Origin of the sequence: Acinetobacter rudis (assembly GCF_000829675.1) — a bacterium.
Lineage (GTDB): Bacteria > Pseudomonadota > Gammaproteobacteria > Pseudomonadales > Moraxellaceae > Acinetobacter > Acinetobacter rudis.
Window position 1 is genome coordinate 1 of the sequence record NZ_BBRX01000079.1, and the last position, 16,436, is coordinate 16,436.

12 protein-coding genes are annotated in these 16,436 nt (G+C 38.2%); 6 read left to right on the forward strand and 6 right to left on the reverse strand.

Annotated elements, in window-relative coordinates:
* On the reverse strand, positions 1-2,197 hold a 2,197-nt coding region (gene mgtA / locus Aru01_RS15870), incomplete at its 3' end, for a magnesium-translocating P-type ATPase (RefSeq protein WP_042111595.1).
* A gap of 200 nt (positions 2,198-2,397) precedes the next feature.
* The gene (locus tag Aru01_RS15875; RefSeq protein WP_016656386.1) at positions 2,398-3,078 is read right to left on the reverse strand and encodes a PA4824 family protein; all 681 of its coding nucleotides are present in this window, start codon (positions 3,076-3,078) and stop codon (positions 2,398-2,400) included.
* 520 nt (positions 3,079-3,598) lie between these two features.
* On the opposite strand from Aru01_RS15875, the gene Aru01_RS15880 reads away from it, so the two are divergent.
* The 4 genes from Aru01_RS15880 to Aru01_RS15895 all read left to right on the forward strand — a co-directional run bounded on the left by Aru01_RS15880 (position 3,599) and on the right by Aru01_RS15895 (position 7,948).
* Entirely contained in the window at positions 3,599-5,359 is a 1,761-nt protein-coding gene (locus Aru01_RS15880; protein ID WP_016656387.1) for a SulP family inorganic anion transporter, read from the forward strand.
* Between the two features lie 126 nt (positions 5,360-5,485).
* Complete coding sequence (gene sstT / locus Aru01_RS15885; RefSeq protein WP_016656388.1) at positions 5,486-6,682, forward strand: serine/threonine transporter SstT; 1,197 nt, start codon at positions 5,486-5,488, stop codon at positions 6,680-6,682.
* Between the two features lie 36 nt (positions 6,683-6,718).
* Positions 6,719-7,384: a YoaK family protein gene (locus Aru01_RS15890; RefSeq protein ID WP_016656389.1), complete on the forward strand. Its 666-nt coding sequence runs from the start codon at positions 6,719-6,721 to the stop codon at positions 7,382-7,384.
* Between the two features lie 24 nt (positions 7,385-7,408).
* Positions 7,409-7,948, forward strand: coding sequence for a DUF2058 domain-containing protein (locus Aru01_RS15895; protein WP_016656390.1), 540 nt, complete (start codon positions 7,409-7,411; stop codon positions 7,946-7,948).
* Positions 7,949-8,029: 81 nt separating this feature from the next.
* Here Aru01_RS15895 and Aru01_RS15900 read toward each other — a convergent pair whose 3' ends face one another.
* Positions 8,030-8,740 (reverse strand): hypothetical protein, encoded by a 711-nt coding sequence (locus Aru01_RS15900; protein ID WP_016656391.1) that lies wholly within the window; start codon positions 8,738-8,740, stop codon positions 8,030-8,032.
* Between the two features lie 100 nt (positions 8,741-8,840).
* The gene (locus Aru01_RS15905; protein WP_016656392.1) at positions 8,841-9,548 is read right to left on the reverse strand and encodes a hypothetical protein; all 708 of its coding nucleotides are present in this window, start codon (positions 9,546-9,548) and stop codon (positions 8,841-8,843) included.
* Between the two features lie 198 nt (positions 9,549-9,746).
* Here Aru01_RS15905 and Aru01_RS15910 point away from each other — a divergent pair, with 198 nt between their 5' ends.
* On the forward strand, positions 9,747-13,181 hold the full coding sequence (locus tag Aru01_RS15910; RefSeq protein ID WP_016656393.1) for a hybrid sensor histidine kinase/response regulator: 3,435 nt from the start codon (positions 9,747-9,749) through the stop codon (positions 13,179-13,181).
* A 33-nt stretch (positions 13,182-13,214) separates the two neighbouring features.
* Positions 13,215-14,162, forward strand: coding sequence for a response regulator transcription factor (locus Aru01_RS15915; RefSeq protein ID WP_016656394.1), 948 nt, complete (start codon positions 13,215-13,217; stop codon positions 14,160-14,162).
* Between the two features lie 18 nt (positions 14,163-14,180).
* On the opposite strand, the gene Aru01_RS15920 is transcribed toward Aru01_RS15915, so the two are convergent.
* Both Aru01_RS15920 and Aru01_RS15925 read right to left on the reverse strand, forming a co-directional pair.
* Positions 14,181-15,251, reverse strand: a complete 1,071-nt coding sequence (locus Aru01_RS15920) for an AAA family ATPase (RefSeq protein WP_016656395.1) — start codon at positions 15,249-15,251, stop codon at positions 14,181-14,183.
* Positions 15,252-15,284: 33 nt separating this feature from the next.
* The gene (locus Aru01_RS15925; RefSeq protein ID WP_016656396.1) at positions 15,285-16,325 is read right to left on the reverse strand and encodes an aliphatic amidase; all 1,041 of its coding nucleotides are present in this window, start codon (positions 16,323-16,325) and stop codon (positions 15,285-15,287) included.
* Between the last annotated feature and the right edge of the window lie 111 nt (positions 16,326-16,436).

A 16,436-nucleotide genomic window follows, 5' to 3' on the forward strand; every position in this document is an offset into this window, starting at 1 on the left:
AAACATTACCGAAATTTGAACTTGCCGTCATTTTTATATATTTAAGCATATTGGCAAAAGTACGACGACCTTCAAGTACCCCTTGCTCCAAAATCAATAGGCTTTTCTCTAATAAGATTAGGTCAGCTGATTCTTTCGCAATATCTACAGCACTATCTACAGATATACCAATGTCAGCACTCTTCAATGCCGCAGCGTCATTAATACCATCTCCCAAGAAACCAACCACATGACCATTTTCCTTGAGCTTCATCACGATCCGCTCTTTATGCATTGGATTCAGTTTGGCAAAGATTTGATATTTTTCGACAGCCTGTTTTAATTGCTCTTCAGACATTCGTTCAACTTGTTCACCAAGAAGCATTTGATCCGCAGCCAAACCTATTTCCGCACAGACTTTTTGTGTGACAAATTCGTTGTCACCAGTAAGAACTTTGACTGTTACGCCGTGCTGATGCAGTGCGCTAATGGCTTGACTGGCAGTTTCTTTAGGCGGATCGAGGAAAGCAAGGAAACCACACAACGTAAGATTCTGTTCATCAGCAACAGAAAATGTCGTTTGTTCTTGTTCCACATCACGATATGCCAAAGCAATCACACGTAAACCTTGGTGATTATATTGTTGACTATTGGCTTTAATCTGCTCAATTCTTTCTGGTGTTAACTCAACAACTTCATGATTAATCTCTACAAAACGGCAAGTAGAGAGCATTTCTTCAACTGCACCTTTGGTGATAATGCGTACTCGCTTACTAGGAGTTCGCACCACAACTGACATACGGCGACGATCAAAATCAAAGGGAATTTCATCAAGTTTGTGATAACGTAACTTTTCCATTTTGACATTTTGGTCAGCGTGTTCAAGTACAGCGATATCGAGCAGGTTTTTTAAACCGGTTTGATGATAACTATTAATATAGGCAAGCAATAAGACAGGTTCAGAAACATTTCCCATCACATCGATATGTTTTGATAAAAAGATCTTATCTTGCGTTAGTGTTCCGGTTTTATCAGTACACAGAACATCCATTGCTCCAAAGTTTTGAATCGCATCTAGACGTTTAACAATCACCTTTTTACGAGAAAGGAATACTGCCCCCTTGGCCAAAGTCGAAGTGACGATCATTGGCAACATTTCTGGGGTCAAGCCCACGGCTACTGATAAAGCAAACAGCAGTGCTTCTGTCCAATCCCCTTTAGTAAAACCATTAATAAACAGTACAATAGGTGCCATGACCAGCATAAAACGAATCAATAACCAACTGACTTGGTTAACGCCCATTTGAAATGAAGTACTCACGGGCTGATTATTACTTACTCGTTTTGCTAAAGCACCGAAATAGCTTTCATTACCAGTACTCAATACCACTGCTGATGCGCTACCAGAAACAATATTGGTTCCCATAAATACGATATTATCAAGTGCCATTGCATTTTCTTGATCTGGATCAAGTAGATCTGCAAACTTTTCAACTGGCATAGATTCACCAGTCATTGCAGCTTGAGATACAAACAAGTCCTTGGCAAAAACAATACGACAATCTGCTGGCACCATATCGCCTGCAGAAAGACGAATCACATCACCGGGCACTAAATATTTGGTTGGAATTTCAAATATTGTTCCAGGATTTTCTTTAAGATCAATCCCATAACGTTGTGCCATATCGTTAAGTTGCTGATAACTCAATCCACGGCGATACACACTAGCACTATTACTCACCATAGATTTCAGTGCTTCTGCCGCTTTATTTGACTTAGACTCCTGCCAAAAACGCAGTAAAGTCGACAATACCACCATTACACTAATAATGATTGTACCGGTCATGTCGTCCGTCATTGCTGCAACTATTGCAAGTATAGTCAACAAAATATTGAACGGATTTTTATAGCAATACCAAAGATGATGCCACCAAGAGAGTGGCTTCTCTTGATTCAATTCATTGAGGCCATAGCGTTCCCGACGTTGTGCAGCTTCGTTTTCTGTTAAACCATCTCGATGCGTGGTATAGGCTGAATACACATCTGCCTGAGAATGTTTAGCCGCTTTTTTTAACTGTGCAGACAGTTGTTGGCCCACCTGTTGGGCATAACTTGATTGGTGTAATTCTTTGAAAGATGCTGATCTTAAAAAATATTGACTCAAATGATATTTTTTTAAAAATCTGCTAAATAATTGCTGCCAGAGGTGACGAATCATGCTGACGCTCCATCTTTAGACAATTATGATTTAGAGTTTAAAGTTCACTCAAAACTCCACCACAATGTATCAATATGATTTTAGTTAAAATGTTATTTAGTGGAATGCTCACAGATTGTATGACTAAATCCAATCCATTTAAACTCAGTCATGCTAAATATTCATGACAAATAAATACTTAGCATGACCAACTGCTGACTTTATTTATTCTTACTCCGAGCAGTAACCCAACTTAAACCGAGACCTGCCCACGACTGATCACTTGAATTGAGGGAATGGCCATATGAGGCAAATAATGAGACTTGATCAGGAATCACGTGATAATGGTAGACCACTTGGCTACGTGTTTTTTCTGCTTCAGTTTTAAAAAACTCTAAACTCACTCCATGTACATCTGCAAATGAATAGGTTGATGCCACTGCCCAAGTCATATCATTGTTATGATCTTGTCGATCAACACCCAGATTGGCATCAATTTGCAAATGATCATTGTGATAATAAGACACAGGAATATTCAGTTGAACTTGATCTTTTTCGTTTTGTTGTTTTGGCTGCCACGTCAAGCTCGCAGCCAATGCGACGGGAATACGTTCAGCTTGAAATAAAGTTTTCTTTGCTTGAAGCGCATAACGCTGCTCACCATCATCCCAAGATAAGGGTAAGCCTATTTCAATATTGGCAATATTACATGCGGGGGTTAAATTTACCTGTGAAATTTGACTATCACTGATTTTTTGATCTAATTCGATCTGACAATGTCCGGGGTCAACTATGCCTGCATCATCAGTTTGCAACAGTGGCGCTGCGTGTAGCGCTTGTCCAAATAAAACAACGAAAAGTAAAGTCGCATAAAACGACACAGTAAGATAAAGGTAATGCATCCTCAGTTCCTCATCGCTGAGGCGGAGCCGACCTAGTGAGTAGACGAACCACGACTATCCATTAACCATGACAGACAGTATGATTTTTTGTACAACTATGGGTAAGATTTTTTAGATTTAAGCCATCTCATTGCAAGATGGCTTCCTCGTAAAGAAAGACAGCTTGCTCAGTCAGATTGGTAAATCGGTGTGTTTAAACCACCCAAAACTCGAACAACTTCCCACGAGGGTCTCCGCTTTCTAAAAGTGCCGCCATTATATAGAGCTAAACCTAAATTACAAATGACAATCCTGATAAATTAACAAAAACCTTTCTAAAACCATTGTAATTATAGTTTTCTTTTATATAAGTCCTTAAAGTCACAACTTGTTTTGCATTGATCACAATTACAGTTAGGCGTTGTTTTAGTTTAAAAAATTTCGATTTGAGTGCAGCATCATGTTAAGCGAGCAAAAAACCGCCTGACTTTTTAGCATTTATTCTGCATAATATATAACTAAAGATGATAAGGGCTATTTCATGACGACTCCGAAGTTAAATCTATTGACTTACTTACCGGCTTGGTCATGGTTAAAACACTATAATAAACAAAGCTTTAAATCAGATCTTCTTTCAGCGTTCATTGTTATCGCAATGCTGGTTCCACAAGGTATGGCCTATGCTATTGTTGCTGGCTTACCTCCAATCACTGGGCTATATGCCAGTGTATTACCCATGATGATTTATGCCTTGATTGGCGGCAGTCCAACTCTTTCTATTGGTCCTGTGGCGCTAATTTCGATGATGACCTTCGCCACACTCAACCCCTTATTCGAACTAGGTTCCAGTGCTTATATTGAGGCTGCTTGTTTATTGGCTATCTTGGTTGGATTAATTTCATTATTACTTGGTATTTTTAAATTTGGTTTCTTAATTCGCTTAATCAGTCATCCTGTTATTAAAAGTTTTATTATTGCTTCAGCAGTCTTAATTGCACTCAGCCAAGTTAAACTGTTATTACATATCCCACTTAAAATAGATAATCTTCCTAATTTTTTTTATAGTTTCTGGCAATATAAAGAGCAGATACATTGGCCGAGTTTAATCTTTGGTATTTGTGCAATCTTGTTTTTACTCTTCGTGCCTAAGCTGCTACAAAGTAGTTTAATCTCTCGACGTTTTAATTCAAATTGGATTAATCTATTTATTAAAACCACTCCACTCTGGTTAATCATTGTTGCAATCTTCGCCATTCAAAAATTAGGCCTCATTGATCTAGGTATAGCTACAGTAGGTGCAATTCCATCTGGTTTTCCTCCACTTGGCCTGCCTATTTGGAACCTTGATTTAGTTGTTCAATTATTGCCGGGTGCAGCCATGATCGCGATGGTCAGCTTTGTTGAATCAATTTCTATTGCGCAAGCAACAGCGCTACAAAATCGTCGTGAACTAAATAGTAATCAAGAACTTATCGCATTAGGTCTTGCAAATATTAGTGCAGGTGTGAGTGCTTCATTCCCTGTAACAGGTAGCCTCTCACGCACAGTGGTCAATGCAGATGCAGGTGCAAAATCCCCCATTTCAGGCTTTTTATCCTCTGTGTTTATTGTATTGGTCAGTTTATATTTTACTGGCTTATTCTATTATTTACCTCTGGTCGTTTTAGCCGCAACCATTATGGTTTCAATTTGGAAATTGGTTGATTTTAAACCCTTTATTGAAACTTGGCATTATTCTAAAGCTGATGGTATTGCTATGTGGATAACATTTTTTGCTGTCCTCTTTATTGATATATCAGCAGGATTAATTATAGGTGTAGTCACCACCTTTATTTTGTTATTATGGCGTATTAGTCGACCGCATATAGCCGTGATTGGTCAAATTGAAGGTACTGAGCATTTTCGAAACATTCATCGTCACGATGCAATTACTTTGGCTAAAATTATTTCAATTCGTATTGATGAGAGTTTAAGTTTCTTAAATATAAATAGTTTAAAAGAATTTATTATTCAAGAAGTGAGTAATAATTCATCTTTACAACATGTTATTCTAAATTGTTCAAGTGTAAGCAGTATTGACCTTAGTGCAGTAGAAACACTTGAAGATATAAATATTGACCTAGGAAAACTGGGTATTCAGCTACATCTATCGGAAGTTAAAGGTCCAGTGATGGACAAATTACAACACGCAGTATTGTTGCAACAATTACGTGGAAAAGTTTTCTTGACACATTATCAAGCAGTTGCGTATTTAAAACAGCAAATGCAGCAACAAGAACTGTCGAAATCGCACCATTATTAATGGTTTCTTGAAAGCAAGATTTCGATGAAATTAGCATAACTAATAAATTAGATCATGCTAAAAAAAGGGTTTGGGTATAGAATACTTTCCTTTTTTGCCCAAATAGATTTTTATAAGGCTTAATTTATGTTTTCAGCTTTGACTCGACTTAGTCTCGTTTCTCGCATCTTGATCGCCATCATTCTTGGGGCATTGGTTGCTTTTGCATACCCTCAGGCAGCGACATATGTCAGCTTATTGGGTGACTTATTTATTAAGGCATTAAAATCTGTCGCACCAATTTTGGTATTTGTCTTGGTATTGGCATCTATTGCAAACTTCAATGTCAGTCATGGCGCCAAAAACTTAAAACCAATTATGAGTTTGTACGTGATTGGTATGTTACTTGCTGCCTTTAGTGCTGTCTTTGCCAGCATCATGTTCCCAAGTACTCTTGTATTGGCTATTGATCCTGCCACACATTTACAAGCACCTGAACATGTCGCAGATATCATGAAAAATCTTTTGCTCAGCTTCATTAGTAACCCAGTTACTGCGTTAAGCGAAGCAAACTTTATTGGTATTTTGGCTTGGGCGGTTGGTCTAGGAATAGCCCTTCGTCATAGCAGTGAATCAACCAAACTTGTCATTAATGATATTTCAGATGCCGTTAATCATATTATTAGAGTTGTAATTCAATTTGCACCTATTGGTATTTTTGGTTTAGTGGTAGTGACCTTTGCTGACTCTGGTCTTGAAACACTTAAAAACTATATTCAGCTGATTGCTGTTTTAGTGGGCACTATGTTATTTGTCGCACTGATTATCAACCCTATTTTGGTTGCGATTGTCATGCGTCAAAATCCATATCCATTGGTACTCACCTGCTTAAAAGAAAGTGGTATAACCGCATTCTTTACCCGTAGTTCAGCAGCAAATATCCCCGTGAATATTGAACTTGCGAAACGTTTAGGGGTAAATGAAACGATTTCTGCAGTGTCAATTCCACTTGGTGCCGCGATTAATATGGCAGGTGCTGCTGTAACCATTACTATCTTAACTTTGGCTGCTGTAAATACCCTAGATATGCAGGTTAGTTTAACAACGATGCTGATCTTATCCGTTCTTGCTGTAATCACTGCTTGTGGTTCATCAGGCGTTGCGGGTGGCTCATTATTATTAATACCTGTAGCTTGTAGTTTATTTGCTATTCCAACTGATATTGCTATGCAAGTGGTTGCCATTGGTATGGTTATTAGTGTAATTCAAGACTCAGCAGAAACTGCACTGAACTCCTCTACCGACGTATTATTTACTGCGGCTGTAGAGCTTGCTAAAAAGTAGTATAATATTGATTGAATTGGTTTTTTAGCAAAGACTATGCCTCTACAACATTTACCACGCTGGATTTTAATCACAACATTTTTGCTCGCGATGAATGCAGGAATGGTAAATGTGCTGGGGCTGTTTAGCCTACTTCACCAATCGATCTCACATATGACAGGTAATGCCAGTTTAATGGCGATGGCCTTTATCCAACACGATTACCATCATATGTTTTACCTGTTTTGGGTATTATTATTTTATGTGCTTGGTTCAAGTTATAGCGGTTTTATTTTAGGAAATAGCCAATTTCGACTCAATCAACGATATGGCTTACCGATGAGTCTGGTTGCGATCTTTATTGCCTTGTGTTGGATTTTTCTCCCCTATTATCCACGTTATGCCTTGTTATGGGCTTCTGCTGCAATGGGCATGCAAAATGCCATGATTAGCCACTATAAAGGTACGATCATTCGAACCACCCACCTCTCAGGTGTATTAACTGACTTAGGTCTAGCACTTGGATATATTTTTAAGGGTTTAGAAGTTGAGCGCAAACGCATACTCCTACACCTGATGATATTTTTTGGTTTTTTAACGGGTGGGCTTATTGCAGCCATCAGCTACCCACTCTATGATTTACATGCCTTTTTACTGCCAACTACGCTAAGTTTAGTGTTGGCCTGTGTATATTGGCTGATCTGGTTGCGATTTAAAAATTAACATTATTGAAGTTGAGTCACGAATATGGTTAAGAATGCTTTGCAAGCACAGTTGCTAAAAGCAGGTTTAGTAGACAATAAGAAAGCGAAAAAGCTTTCTAAACAAGCGCAACATGAGCAGCGTACGGGTGAAAATAAGGATGCGGAATTACGAGCAAAAATCGAGCAAGATAAACAACTTAAACTCAGTAAAGATCAGTCCTTAGATCAAGAAAAACAACGTCAACTGAACGAAAAAGCTTTACAAGCAGCTATCGTGCAAATGATTAAACAACACAAAATCAATGAAACTGATGGTGATTCTGTTTATCAGTTTATTGATGATGGTAAAATCAAGAAACTCTATATCAATCAACAGATTTACAATGCCCTTGTCACAGGTAGTCTAGTTATTGCTAAAGACCAAGCACAGTATGCATTTTTACCTAAGGCATTGGCTGAACGTATTAATGAAAAAATGCAGGGCTTTATTGTAGTCAATAACGCTGATGCAACTAATGACCAAGTGACAGATGAAGAAGATCCATACGCAGCTTATGTTATCCCTGACGATCTAATGTGGTAAATCTCTAGATCCTTTAAAAAAAAAGATTTTTATCAGTTAAACAGGCCGCTATTTTATAGCGGTTTTTTTCGTTTAGCTTAACTACTCGATGAAACCATTTTTCCTCAGCAGGGATAAATTCCGTTTCTTGGTTTTGATAATATTGTTTTCTGCTTCTACAGAGAGTGGAATTGAATGATATTCATAATACCTTCTGCTTTGCTGCTCAACAATTTCAGCAAAATTTTGACCATTATACTCAACCGCATTTAACTGAATATTCGTGGGAAATTCTGGGAAAAATTCCGTCATATCCTTTTTACTTTCTATGCCGATATAATTATATAAATACCATCTTCCCTTGTTCTGATTATGGCGCAAGTAAAGACTGTCATAACGCATTTGATAAGGGATATCCATTAAGACATATTCTGCCTTAGACTCCATTACACAAACTTCACCTAAAGCTGAGGTATAACTTCCTTTAGTACGGATATCATTTATTTTAAAGTTCTTAATTTTATTGGTTTTAAAATATTCATTTATCGACATTTGATAGCTTTTAGCTTGATTCTGATCAATCCAATGACCCAAATAATAGCGTTTAGCATTATGTGCTGTCTTAAACAACATGGTGTAATCATGCTGATCTAAATAATGCTGATTCACGAGATTATTTGCAGTTTTTGCTAATGCAATCCGTTGATACTCAATATTTTTAAACGTCACACTATAATTATGACAATCCAAATTTCCAGCAAAACTATAAGATGAAAACAGTCCGATTAAACCCAACATAACAATATGTTTCATTAAACAACTCTCTTGAATAGCATAATTTACCTTTTTAACTAGAAAAATGGATAGATCAGATTGTGGGCCTGCATATGCAAGCCTTCACAATGGATTGAAACTACTCAATAAAACCATTAGCCTTTAATGCATCTAAATAGTCTTGTTTAGATTTTTTCAAGTTGGCTTCTTGTTCCTCATTTATCGCTAGATGATAAAACTCATAATAATGACGAATATTAAAATCCGAAGATTCAGCATAGTTCATACCATTATAACTTGCTGGGCTAAGTTTAATTTCTGCTGGAAAATCTGGGAAAAACTCTGCCATATCTTTTTGCTTTTCAATCCCCAAGTAAATAAAAACACGCCAAGATTTGGTTTTAGGATGGCGTACCATTATTGCGTCATAATGACTTTCAAAATTGACATCTAAAAAACTATACTGCCCTTTGATGGGCATAACACAAATATCACCATATTGAGATTGGTAACTGCCTTTTGGTGCTAAAACCTGTATTTTAAAATTATTAATAATACCCTGACGCTGAAAGTCATAGGTGATCTTACTCATTTCCAAGGCATCTTTTTCGCTATTCCAAGCCCCGCCACGGTACAGTTGCCCTGGATGTTTGTCTTTAAATAAATAACTATAATCGGTTTGTTGACCAAACTTTCTATATTGCTCATAACCTGCACTTTTGGCTAGAGCATAATTCTGATAGGCCTGATTTTTAAAAAGATTGCTGTATTTTGTACAATCTAAGCTTTCGCTAAAACCTTGCTGAGAAATCAGCAATGTTGTACTTAATAGGAAAACCTTGTTCATAGATCCATTCTGACTCAGTTCGTATTTATAATGTATTGTATCTGAATTAATTTAAGTTTCGATTATCTCTACATAAATCCATCGACTGTCTATACGCAAAATCACGTATATGGTGTTAACACTTTACAATCAATAATAAAAAATGCTCAAATTAAACTGACCATGCATTAATCACTACGCCATCGATTACCTCACCTAATGCAAAAAACCTCTGCAAAGAACCAAGCGCCGCAACGTATTACTCCGACTAGACGCCAATATAATGCTTGGGTTGCCAACGAAAGTATTGAAGACTTTTCCTTGCGCTATACCCCTGCAAGTATCCGCAAATGGTCACCTTGGCTAGTGAGTAATACTTCTGTTTCTACTGCTAGCTTCTTAGCAATGGAAGCATTTGGTGCCACTATATTATGGCAATATGGTTTTAATAATGCTTTCTTTGCAGCTTTAGTGGTATGTCTCATTATCTCTTTAGCCAGTTGGGCGATTAATTACTACGCTGCTCGCTACAATATTGATATCGACTTACTCTCACGTGGTGCAGGTTTTGGTTATATTGGTTCTACGATAACGTCTTTAGTTTACGCAAGTTTCACTTTTATTTTTTTAGCCTTTGAAGCAGCAATTATGGCAATGGCACTTCAATTGGCATTGAATATCCCTCTTAGCTTAGGCTATTTAATCTCTGCCTTGGTTATTTTGCCATTGGTCATTAAAGGCATTAGTTTTATCAATAAACTACAAATGTTAACTCAACCCTTTTGGCTTGTTTTACTGATCTTACCGTGGTTTTTTGTTTTGCAGCGCCAACCCGATTTATTTCAGCAGATGTTTGGTTTTAGTGGCATAAGTTCAAGTTCATCTGAATTCAATCAGATTTACTTTGGTGCTGCAGCAAGTTTTCTTTTCGCCCTTATTACCCAAGTTGGTGAACAGGCGGACTATTTACGCTTTCTTCCAAGAGAACAACAATCTAAAAAAAGTTGGTATTGGGCTATTTTTCTAGGTGGCCCGTTATGGAGTATTCTGGGTTTTATTAAAATGCTGATGGGCATGCTGTTACTGGTACTGGCCTTACAACACTTTGTACCGACTGCACATTTAACGGATCCAACCTATTTATATTGGATTGCCTATCAGCAAATGATACCTGATGCAGGCTTAGCACTAATCTTAATGTTAGTTTTTGTCTGTCTCGCACAGATTAAAATCAATGTGAGTAATGCCTATGCTGGATCTTTGGCTTGGTCTAATTTTTTCGCCCGTTTAACGCACAGCCATCCTGGTCGTCTGGTTTGGTTAATTTTCAACATTGTTATCGCCATTATCTTAATGGAGATGCAAGTCATCCATATCGTAGAGAAAATATTAGGCCTATATAGCAACATTGCACTGGCATGGATTGGTGCACTAGTTGCTGACCTTGTCATTTGTAAACCATTAGGTCTTAGTCCTAAAGGGATCGAATTTAGGCGTGCTTATTTATACGATATTAACCCTGTGGGTGTGGGAGCATTAATTATTGCATCGCTGATTTCGATCAGCTGTTATATCGGATTATTGGGTCTCTATGCTAAAGCTTTAGCAGGTTTTATTGCTTTAGCCAGCGCAATGATTTCTGTATGTGTGATCGCCTATATCACCAAGGGTAAATACTATTTGGCACGTCAACCGGTACAATTGATTGAGACAACCCATGTTGCGCAGTGCGGTATTTGTCAACATGATTATGAACTGCCAGACTTAGCAAGCTGCCCTGCCTATCAAGTCAATATTTGTTCATTATGCTGCTCTCTAGAAGCACGCTGTCACGACCTCTGCAAACCTCATGGACGTTGGTCCTATCAACTCAAACAAAGTTTAACTTATATTTTACCGCGCTTTTTAATTCAGCGCGTTCATACTCAATTGGGTCTCTATCTCTTATTAAACCTCAGTCTTAATCTATTGCTGGCTTTATGCCTGTCTATGATTTATTTTCAAGAAAAATATTTGTTATTACAACAAGGTGAAACTCAAGCTATTGCTTATTTGGCTCAGAGTTTTTTTCGTATTTACATTATGCTTTCAATTTTAATGGCTGTGGCCACTTGGTGGATCTTATTGAATTTTGAAAGTCGTCAAAAAGCCGAACAAGAAAGCCAACAACAAACTGAGTTGCTCATTACAGAAATCGATGCTCACTATGCAACTCATCAAGATCTATTAAAAGCACGCAATCAAGCAGAACAAGCCAACCAAGCGAAGAATGCTTATCTCATGAATATCAGTCACGAACTACGCACGCCATTAAATAGTATTGTGGGATATAGCAAACTCATGCAACAGCAAGAGCAGCATTTAACTCAACAAGGTGAAAGTGCACTTCACGTAATTCAACGCAGCGGACATTATTTGAATTCACTGGTTGATGATCTGCTTGATTTTAATAATATTGAATCAGGAAAAATCTATCTAAATATGACAGATATTGATTTTCCTGTATTTATGCAACAGCTTATTGCACTGTTTCAACCGCAGTTTTTAGAAAAAAATATTTTATTTATAAAAAACTTCACCACACCACTGCCACATTTTATTAAAAGTGATGAGAAACGTTTAGAGCAAATTTTCATTAATTTACTGGGTAATGCTTTAAAATTTACCCACCAAGGTGCTGTTCATTTACACCTTCGTTACAGCCAGCAAAGTCTATATATTACGGTTGAAGATAGTGGCTGTGGCATAAGCCCTGAAGATTTGGAGCATATTTTCAAGCCTTTTGAACGTGGTCGTAACGTTGCACAGCTTGGTTTTAAAGGCATCGGACTGGGTTTATCCATCGTTAAAATGCTAGTTACTGCCTTAGACGGTGAAATAGAGGTAAAAAGTAAGGTAAATCAGGGTACAAAATTTCAAGTTAAATTTTATATGCCAGAACAACAATGGGTACAACCTATCTTGGCTCAGCCTAAACCGACTGAATTACATGCGTTACAGCAACGTCGAATTTTGGTGGTTGATAATGAGGCTGTAGATCGTCAATTTATATGTGATTTTTTACAACCCTTTGGTGTGCTAGTACAACAGGCAGCTTCTGGAATTGAGTGTCTACATCAAGTTGCCAGTTTCCAACCCGAACTGATCTTAATGGATTGGCATATGCCGCTACTAGATGGCTTTGCTACAACTGAACTGCTACGCAAAAATCTATATAGTCATATACCTGTGATAATGATTTCGGCAGCGCCTGCCCACCCCCAAATCTCCAAGGCTGATCTTATTCAGGACTTTCTGGTTAAGCCTATGGATTTACAAAAATTGCTCGACACTATTCTTCACCATTTACATGTTTCAACGATCCAGCACGATATACACACGGCGTCTTCATTCGTGCAAAATCGAACGATTGCAAAGATACAGCAAAGCAATCATCAAAATAGGCTACAGACAACTGATGCAGATACCAAAGATTTAACCGCTCAACTGCAACTGTTGTTAGTTCTGTTACAGCAAGGTGATATTAAGACCTTACAACAGCAACTTAGCCATTGCCAAAGCATGTTCCCAGAGCAGCAACAACGCTGGCAACAAGCCATGCATCATGTTTCTAACTTTGAACTACAGCGTTTAAAACAGCTTTTACAAGATTGATTTATAGGACTTAATCGAAAGGATGCATGACTGATGCCTATACATGAAAATACGATGAATCCCCTGATGCCTAGTTCAGCAACGATTTTGGTGGTTGATGATGTACCTGAAAATTTGGGTTTATTGTATAAGCAATTAGATCAAGCAGGTTTTCAAGTCTTGTTGGCAACCGAAGGGCAACAAGCGATTGAAATTGCTCAATCAGCACAACCTGACTTGATTTTACTTGATGTGAATATGCCACTGTTAAATGGTTTTGAGTGTTGTCAGCAACTTAAAGCTCATCCACTGACTGAATATATTCCTGTTATTTTTATGACAGGTTGGACTGAAACTGAATTTATTTTAAAAGGTTTTCAAGTTGGTTGTGTTGACTATGTCACTAAACCCCTCAATCTTGATGAGGTTCTTGCTCGAGTCACAACCCATTTAGCCCATGCAAAACGATTTAAACAACAGCAACACGCTATTGATGCCAGTCAACTTAGTGTGATGGCTGTAGATCAAGACGCTCAACTACTCTGGCAAACAGCAAGCTGCCAACAATGTCTAAGTGCATATCAACTGAGTGCTTTAAAGGCTTTCATTGCTCAGTGGTTACAGCATCTTAGTCAGGTAGAGCAAGAGAATGCGGCATATAAGATCCGTTATCAAACCCAACCCGCTGACTTACAACTGCGCTTGCTGAGTTCCACACCAACTACCCATATCGCGCAAACACATTTAATTGAGATCAAGATCGCCTCAGGCATTCGCGATGCAACGCAAACACAGCACTATTGTCCCATGTTAACAGCCCGTGAAGCAGAGGTTTTATATTGGGTGTCTTTGGGGAAAACCAGTAAAGACATTGGACAAATATTAAATTTAAGCCCAAGAACAGTGAATAAACATCTGGAAAATATTTTTAATAAGCTTGGGGTAGAAACACGAACTGCAGCAGTTTCATATTTGCTAGGGCAATACCAACAACGGCGTTGATATTACCCAGTGATTGATTTAACTTTGTGAATCACGAGGCTTCAGATAAAAACCATTGTCGCGATATTGAACTTCAATGTGACTTGCAGCTGGATATAACAGAAGATGATTCGCCAGTTCAGGTTCAAGTAGGGTTCGAATTTTACGTCCAACCCCTCGAGCACCATACCGAATATCATAACCTTGCGCCAAGGCATGTATTGCTGACTCGGTTAAATAAAGCTGTCGTCCTTGCTTATGTAAACGTTGATTCAGTTTGTCTAATTCAATTTGAATCAACCCTGGAATAAAATCAGTTTCAACACGATTAAAATGTAAAATCCGATCCAGTCGATTAATAAACTCAGGGTCAAACTTATTTTGCAGCGCCTTGTCTGTTAGAGCATGCTCATCGAAATTAAATTGATGCGCCAAGCTCCGCATAAACTTTGGCAGTTTAAGTAACTGATTTAAACGCTGTTGGCTCTGTTTAGCACCGACATTACTTGTCATGAAAATCATACAGTTACAGAAATCTAGTGATTTAGTGCCTGCCGTTAATTTTAACTTTCCAGTTTCAATCACATTCAGCAAAGCACGAATTACTTCAGTACTGGCTTTCTCGATTTCATCAAATAATACGATACCTGGTTTGGAAAAACTTCCTTGTATAGCTTCAGCATCAAATAAGGTATTGCCCTCTTTGCTGCCCACATATCCAGGAGGTGCACCTGTTAATGCCGCAGCATAATGCTCTTGTGCCAAAGTATTCATATCAATACGACAAAATGCATCTGCTCGACCATAAACTGCCTCACTCACCAATCTCACTGTTTCTGTTTTGCCAACACCTGTTGGGCCTAACATCAGTGTTACCGCCAATGGACGATCTGGTGGATTAAAATCAGCCTTGACCACACGTAACATTTTCTCAATTTCGTTGAGTGCAGCATCTTGACCGGCGATCTTTTGCCTTAGCAATTGCATGACTTGATCTGGTTCAAATTTAAAACGAGATGTTCTCGCAATTTGCAATTGGCTATGCTGTTGGTATTGTTGCTGCTCTATTAGCGCTTGGTTTTCTTGTAGACGAGCACTCGCAAACGTCATAACCTTACTCCCAATCCTTGGTGAATCTAAAAATTAAGCCTCTTTTTCAATACCTTCATGTGGTAGGTTACCGACTGGACATTCTGCAACACCAATAGTTTCGCGTGTAAATTTCTCTACATTCTGCTGGGTTTTTTCTGCATCTAATACCCAGTTACGGTAAAACTCAAATGGACAGTCCGCAACGCCTTTATCTCCATCACCATTTTGATGAACTGCGGTATAACCACGATGCAATAATTTAAACAAGTGGTTTTGTGATTGATCATGCTTTCTTGCATCACGAATTTCACTCACAGACAGCTGTGCATATTGCAGACCATTCACTTCAGTACCACACTGTCCCAAAGTCCTGCCATCAAAACCGACTATTGCTGAGTTACCAAAGAAGCTATAGACCCCATCAAAACCAGTACCATTGGCTACAGCAACATAGACATTATTGGCCCATGCCATCGCCTTAGACATCATGATCTGTTGCTCTGAAGATGGATACATATACCCTTGGCAGCGCACAACTAATTCAGCACCTTTCATTGCACAATCGCGCCAAATTTCAGGATAGTTACCATCATCACAAACAATCAATGAAATTTTCAGACCTTTAGGGCCCTCTGTGACATATGTACTGTCCCCAGGACACCAAGCTTCAACAGGACACCAAGGTAATATTTTTCGGTATTTTTGTACAATTTCACCATGATTATTAATCAAAATCAGAGTGTTATACGGGACTTTTTGCGGATGTTGTTCATGTCTCTCACCAGTGATCGAAAAGATGCCCCAAACGTTAGCTTCTATACACGCTTTTGCAAAAATTGCGGTCTCATCGCCAGGTACTGTTGTTGCGGTATCCATCATTTCATCATGATCATAAAGAATACCCATTGTGCTATATTCTGGGAAAACGATGAGATCCAGACCAGGCAATCCTTGTTTAACACCTTTGATCATTTTCGCTATATTATGACAGTTATCCAAAACCTCAGCCTTATTATGTAAGCGAGGGATTTTATAATTAATAACAGCTACGCCTACTGTATTTGGACTACTTGAAATATCACCATGTCGCATCGTATTTACTCCTTAAAATAGGATGAACTTCCTCATTCATCCTCTTCATTGTGTAATTCAAGCGACAAGCTCACAATACGTCAGATTACGCATATACTGCTGCCCTTTTAT

What these genes read in the sequence shown, in the direction of transcription:
- Aru01_RS15875 (WP_016656386.1), bottom strand. Translation starts at nt 3,078, where the DNA reads ATGCATTACCTTTATCTTACTGTGTCGTTTTATGCGACTTTACTTTTC.
- Aru01_RS15880 (WP_016656387.1), top strand. Translation starts at nt 3,599, where the DNA reads ATGACGACTCCGAAGTTAAATCTATTGACTTACTTACCGGCTTGGTCA.
- sstT (WP_016656388.1), top strand. Translation starts at nt 5,486, where the DNA reads ATGTTTTCAGCTTTGACTCGACTTAGTCTCGTTTCTCGCATCTTGATC.
- Aru01_RS15890 (WP_016656389.1), top strand. Translation starts at nt 6,719, where the DNA reads ATGCCTCTACAACATTTACCACGCTGGATTTTAATCACAACATTTTTG.
- Aru01_RS15895 (WP_016656390.1), top strand. Translation starts at nt 7,409, where the DNA reads ATGGTTAAGAATGCTTTGCAAGCACAGTTGCTAAAAGCAGGTTTAGTA.
- Aru01_RS15900 (WP_016656391.1), bottom strand. Translation starts at nt 8,740, where the DNA reads ATGAAACATATTGTTATGTTGGGTTTAATCGGACTGTTTTCATCTTAT.
- Aru01_RS15905 (WP_016656392.1), bottom strand. Translation starts at nt 9,548, where the DNA reads ATGAACAAGGTTTTCCTATTAAGTACAACATTGCTGATTTCTCAGCAA.
- Aru01_RS15910 (WP_016656393.1), top strand. Translation starts at nt 9,747, where the DNA reads ATGCAAAAAACCTCTGCAAAGAACCAAGCGCCGCAACGTATTACTCCG.
- Aru01_RS15915 (WP_016656394.1), top strand. Translation starts at nt 13,215, where the DNA reads ATGCCTATACATGAAAATACGATGAATCCCCTGATGCCTAGTTCAGCA.
- Aru01_RS15920 (WP_016656395.1), bottom strand. Translation starts at nt 15,251, where the DNA reads ATGACGTTTGCGAGTGCTCGTCTACAAGAAAACCAAGCGCTAATAGAG.
- Aru01_RS15925 (WP_016656396.1), bottom strand. Translation starts at nt 16,325, where the DNA reads ATGCGACATGGTGATATTTCAAGTAGTCCAAATACAGTAGGCGTAGCT.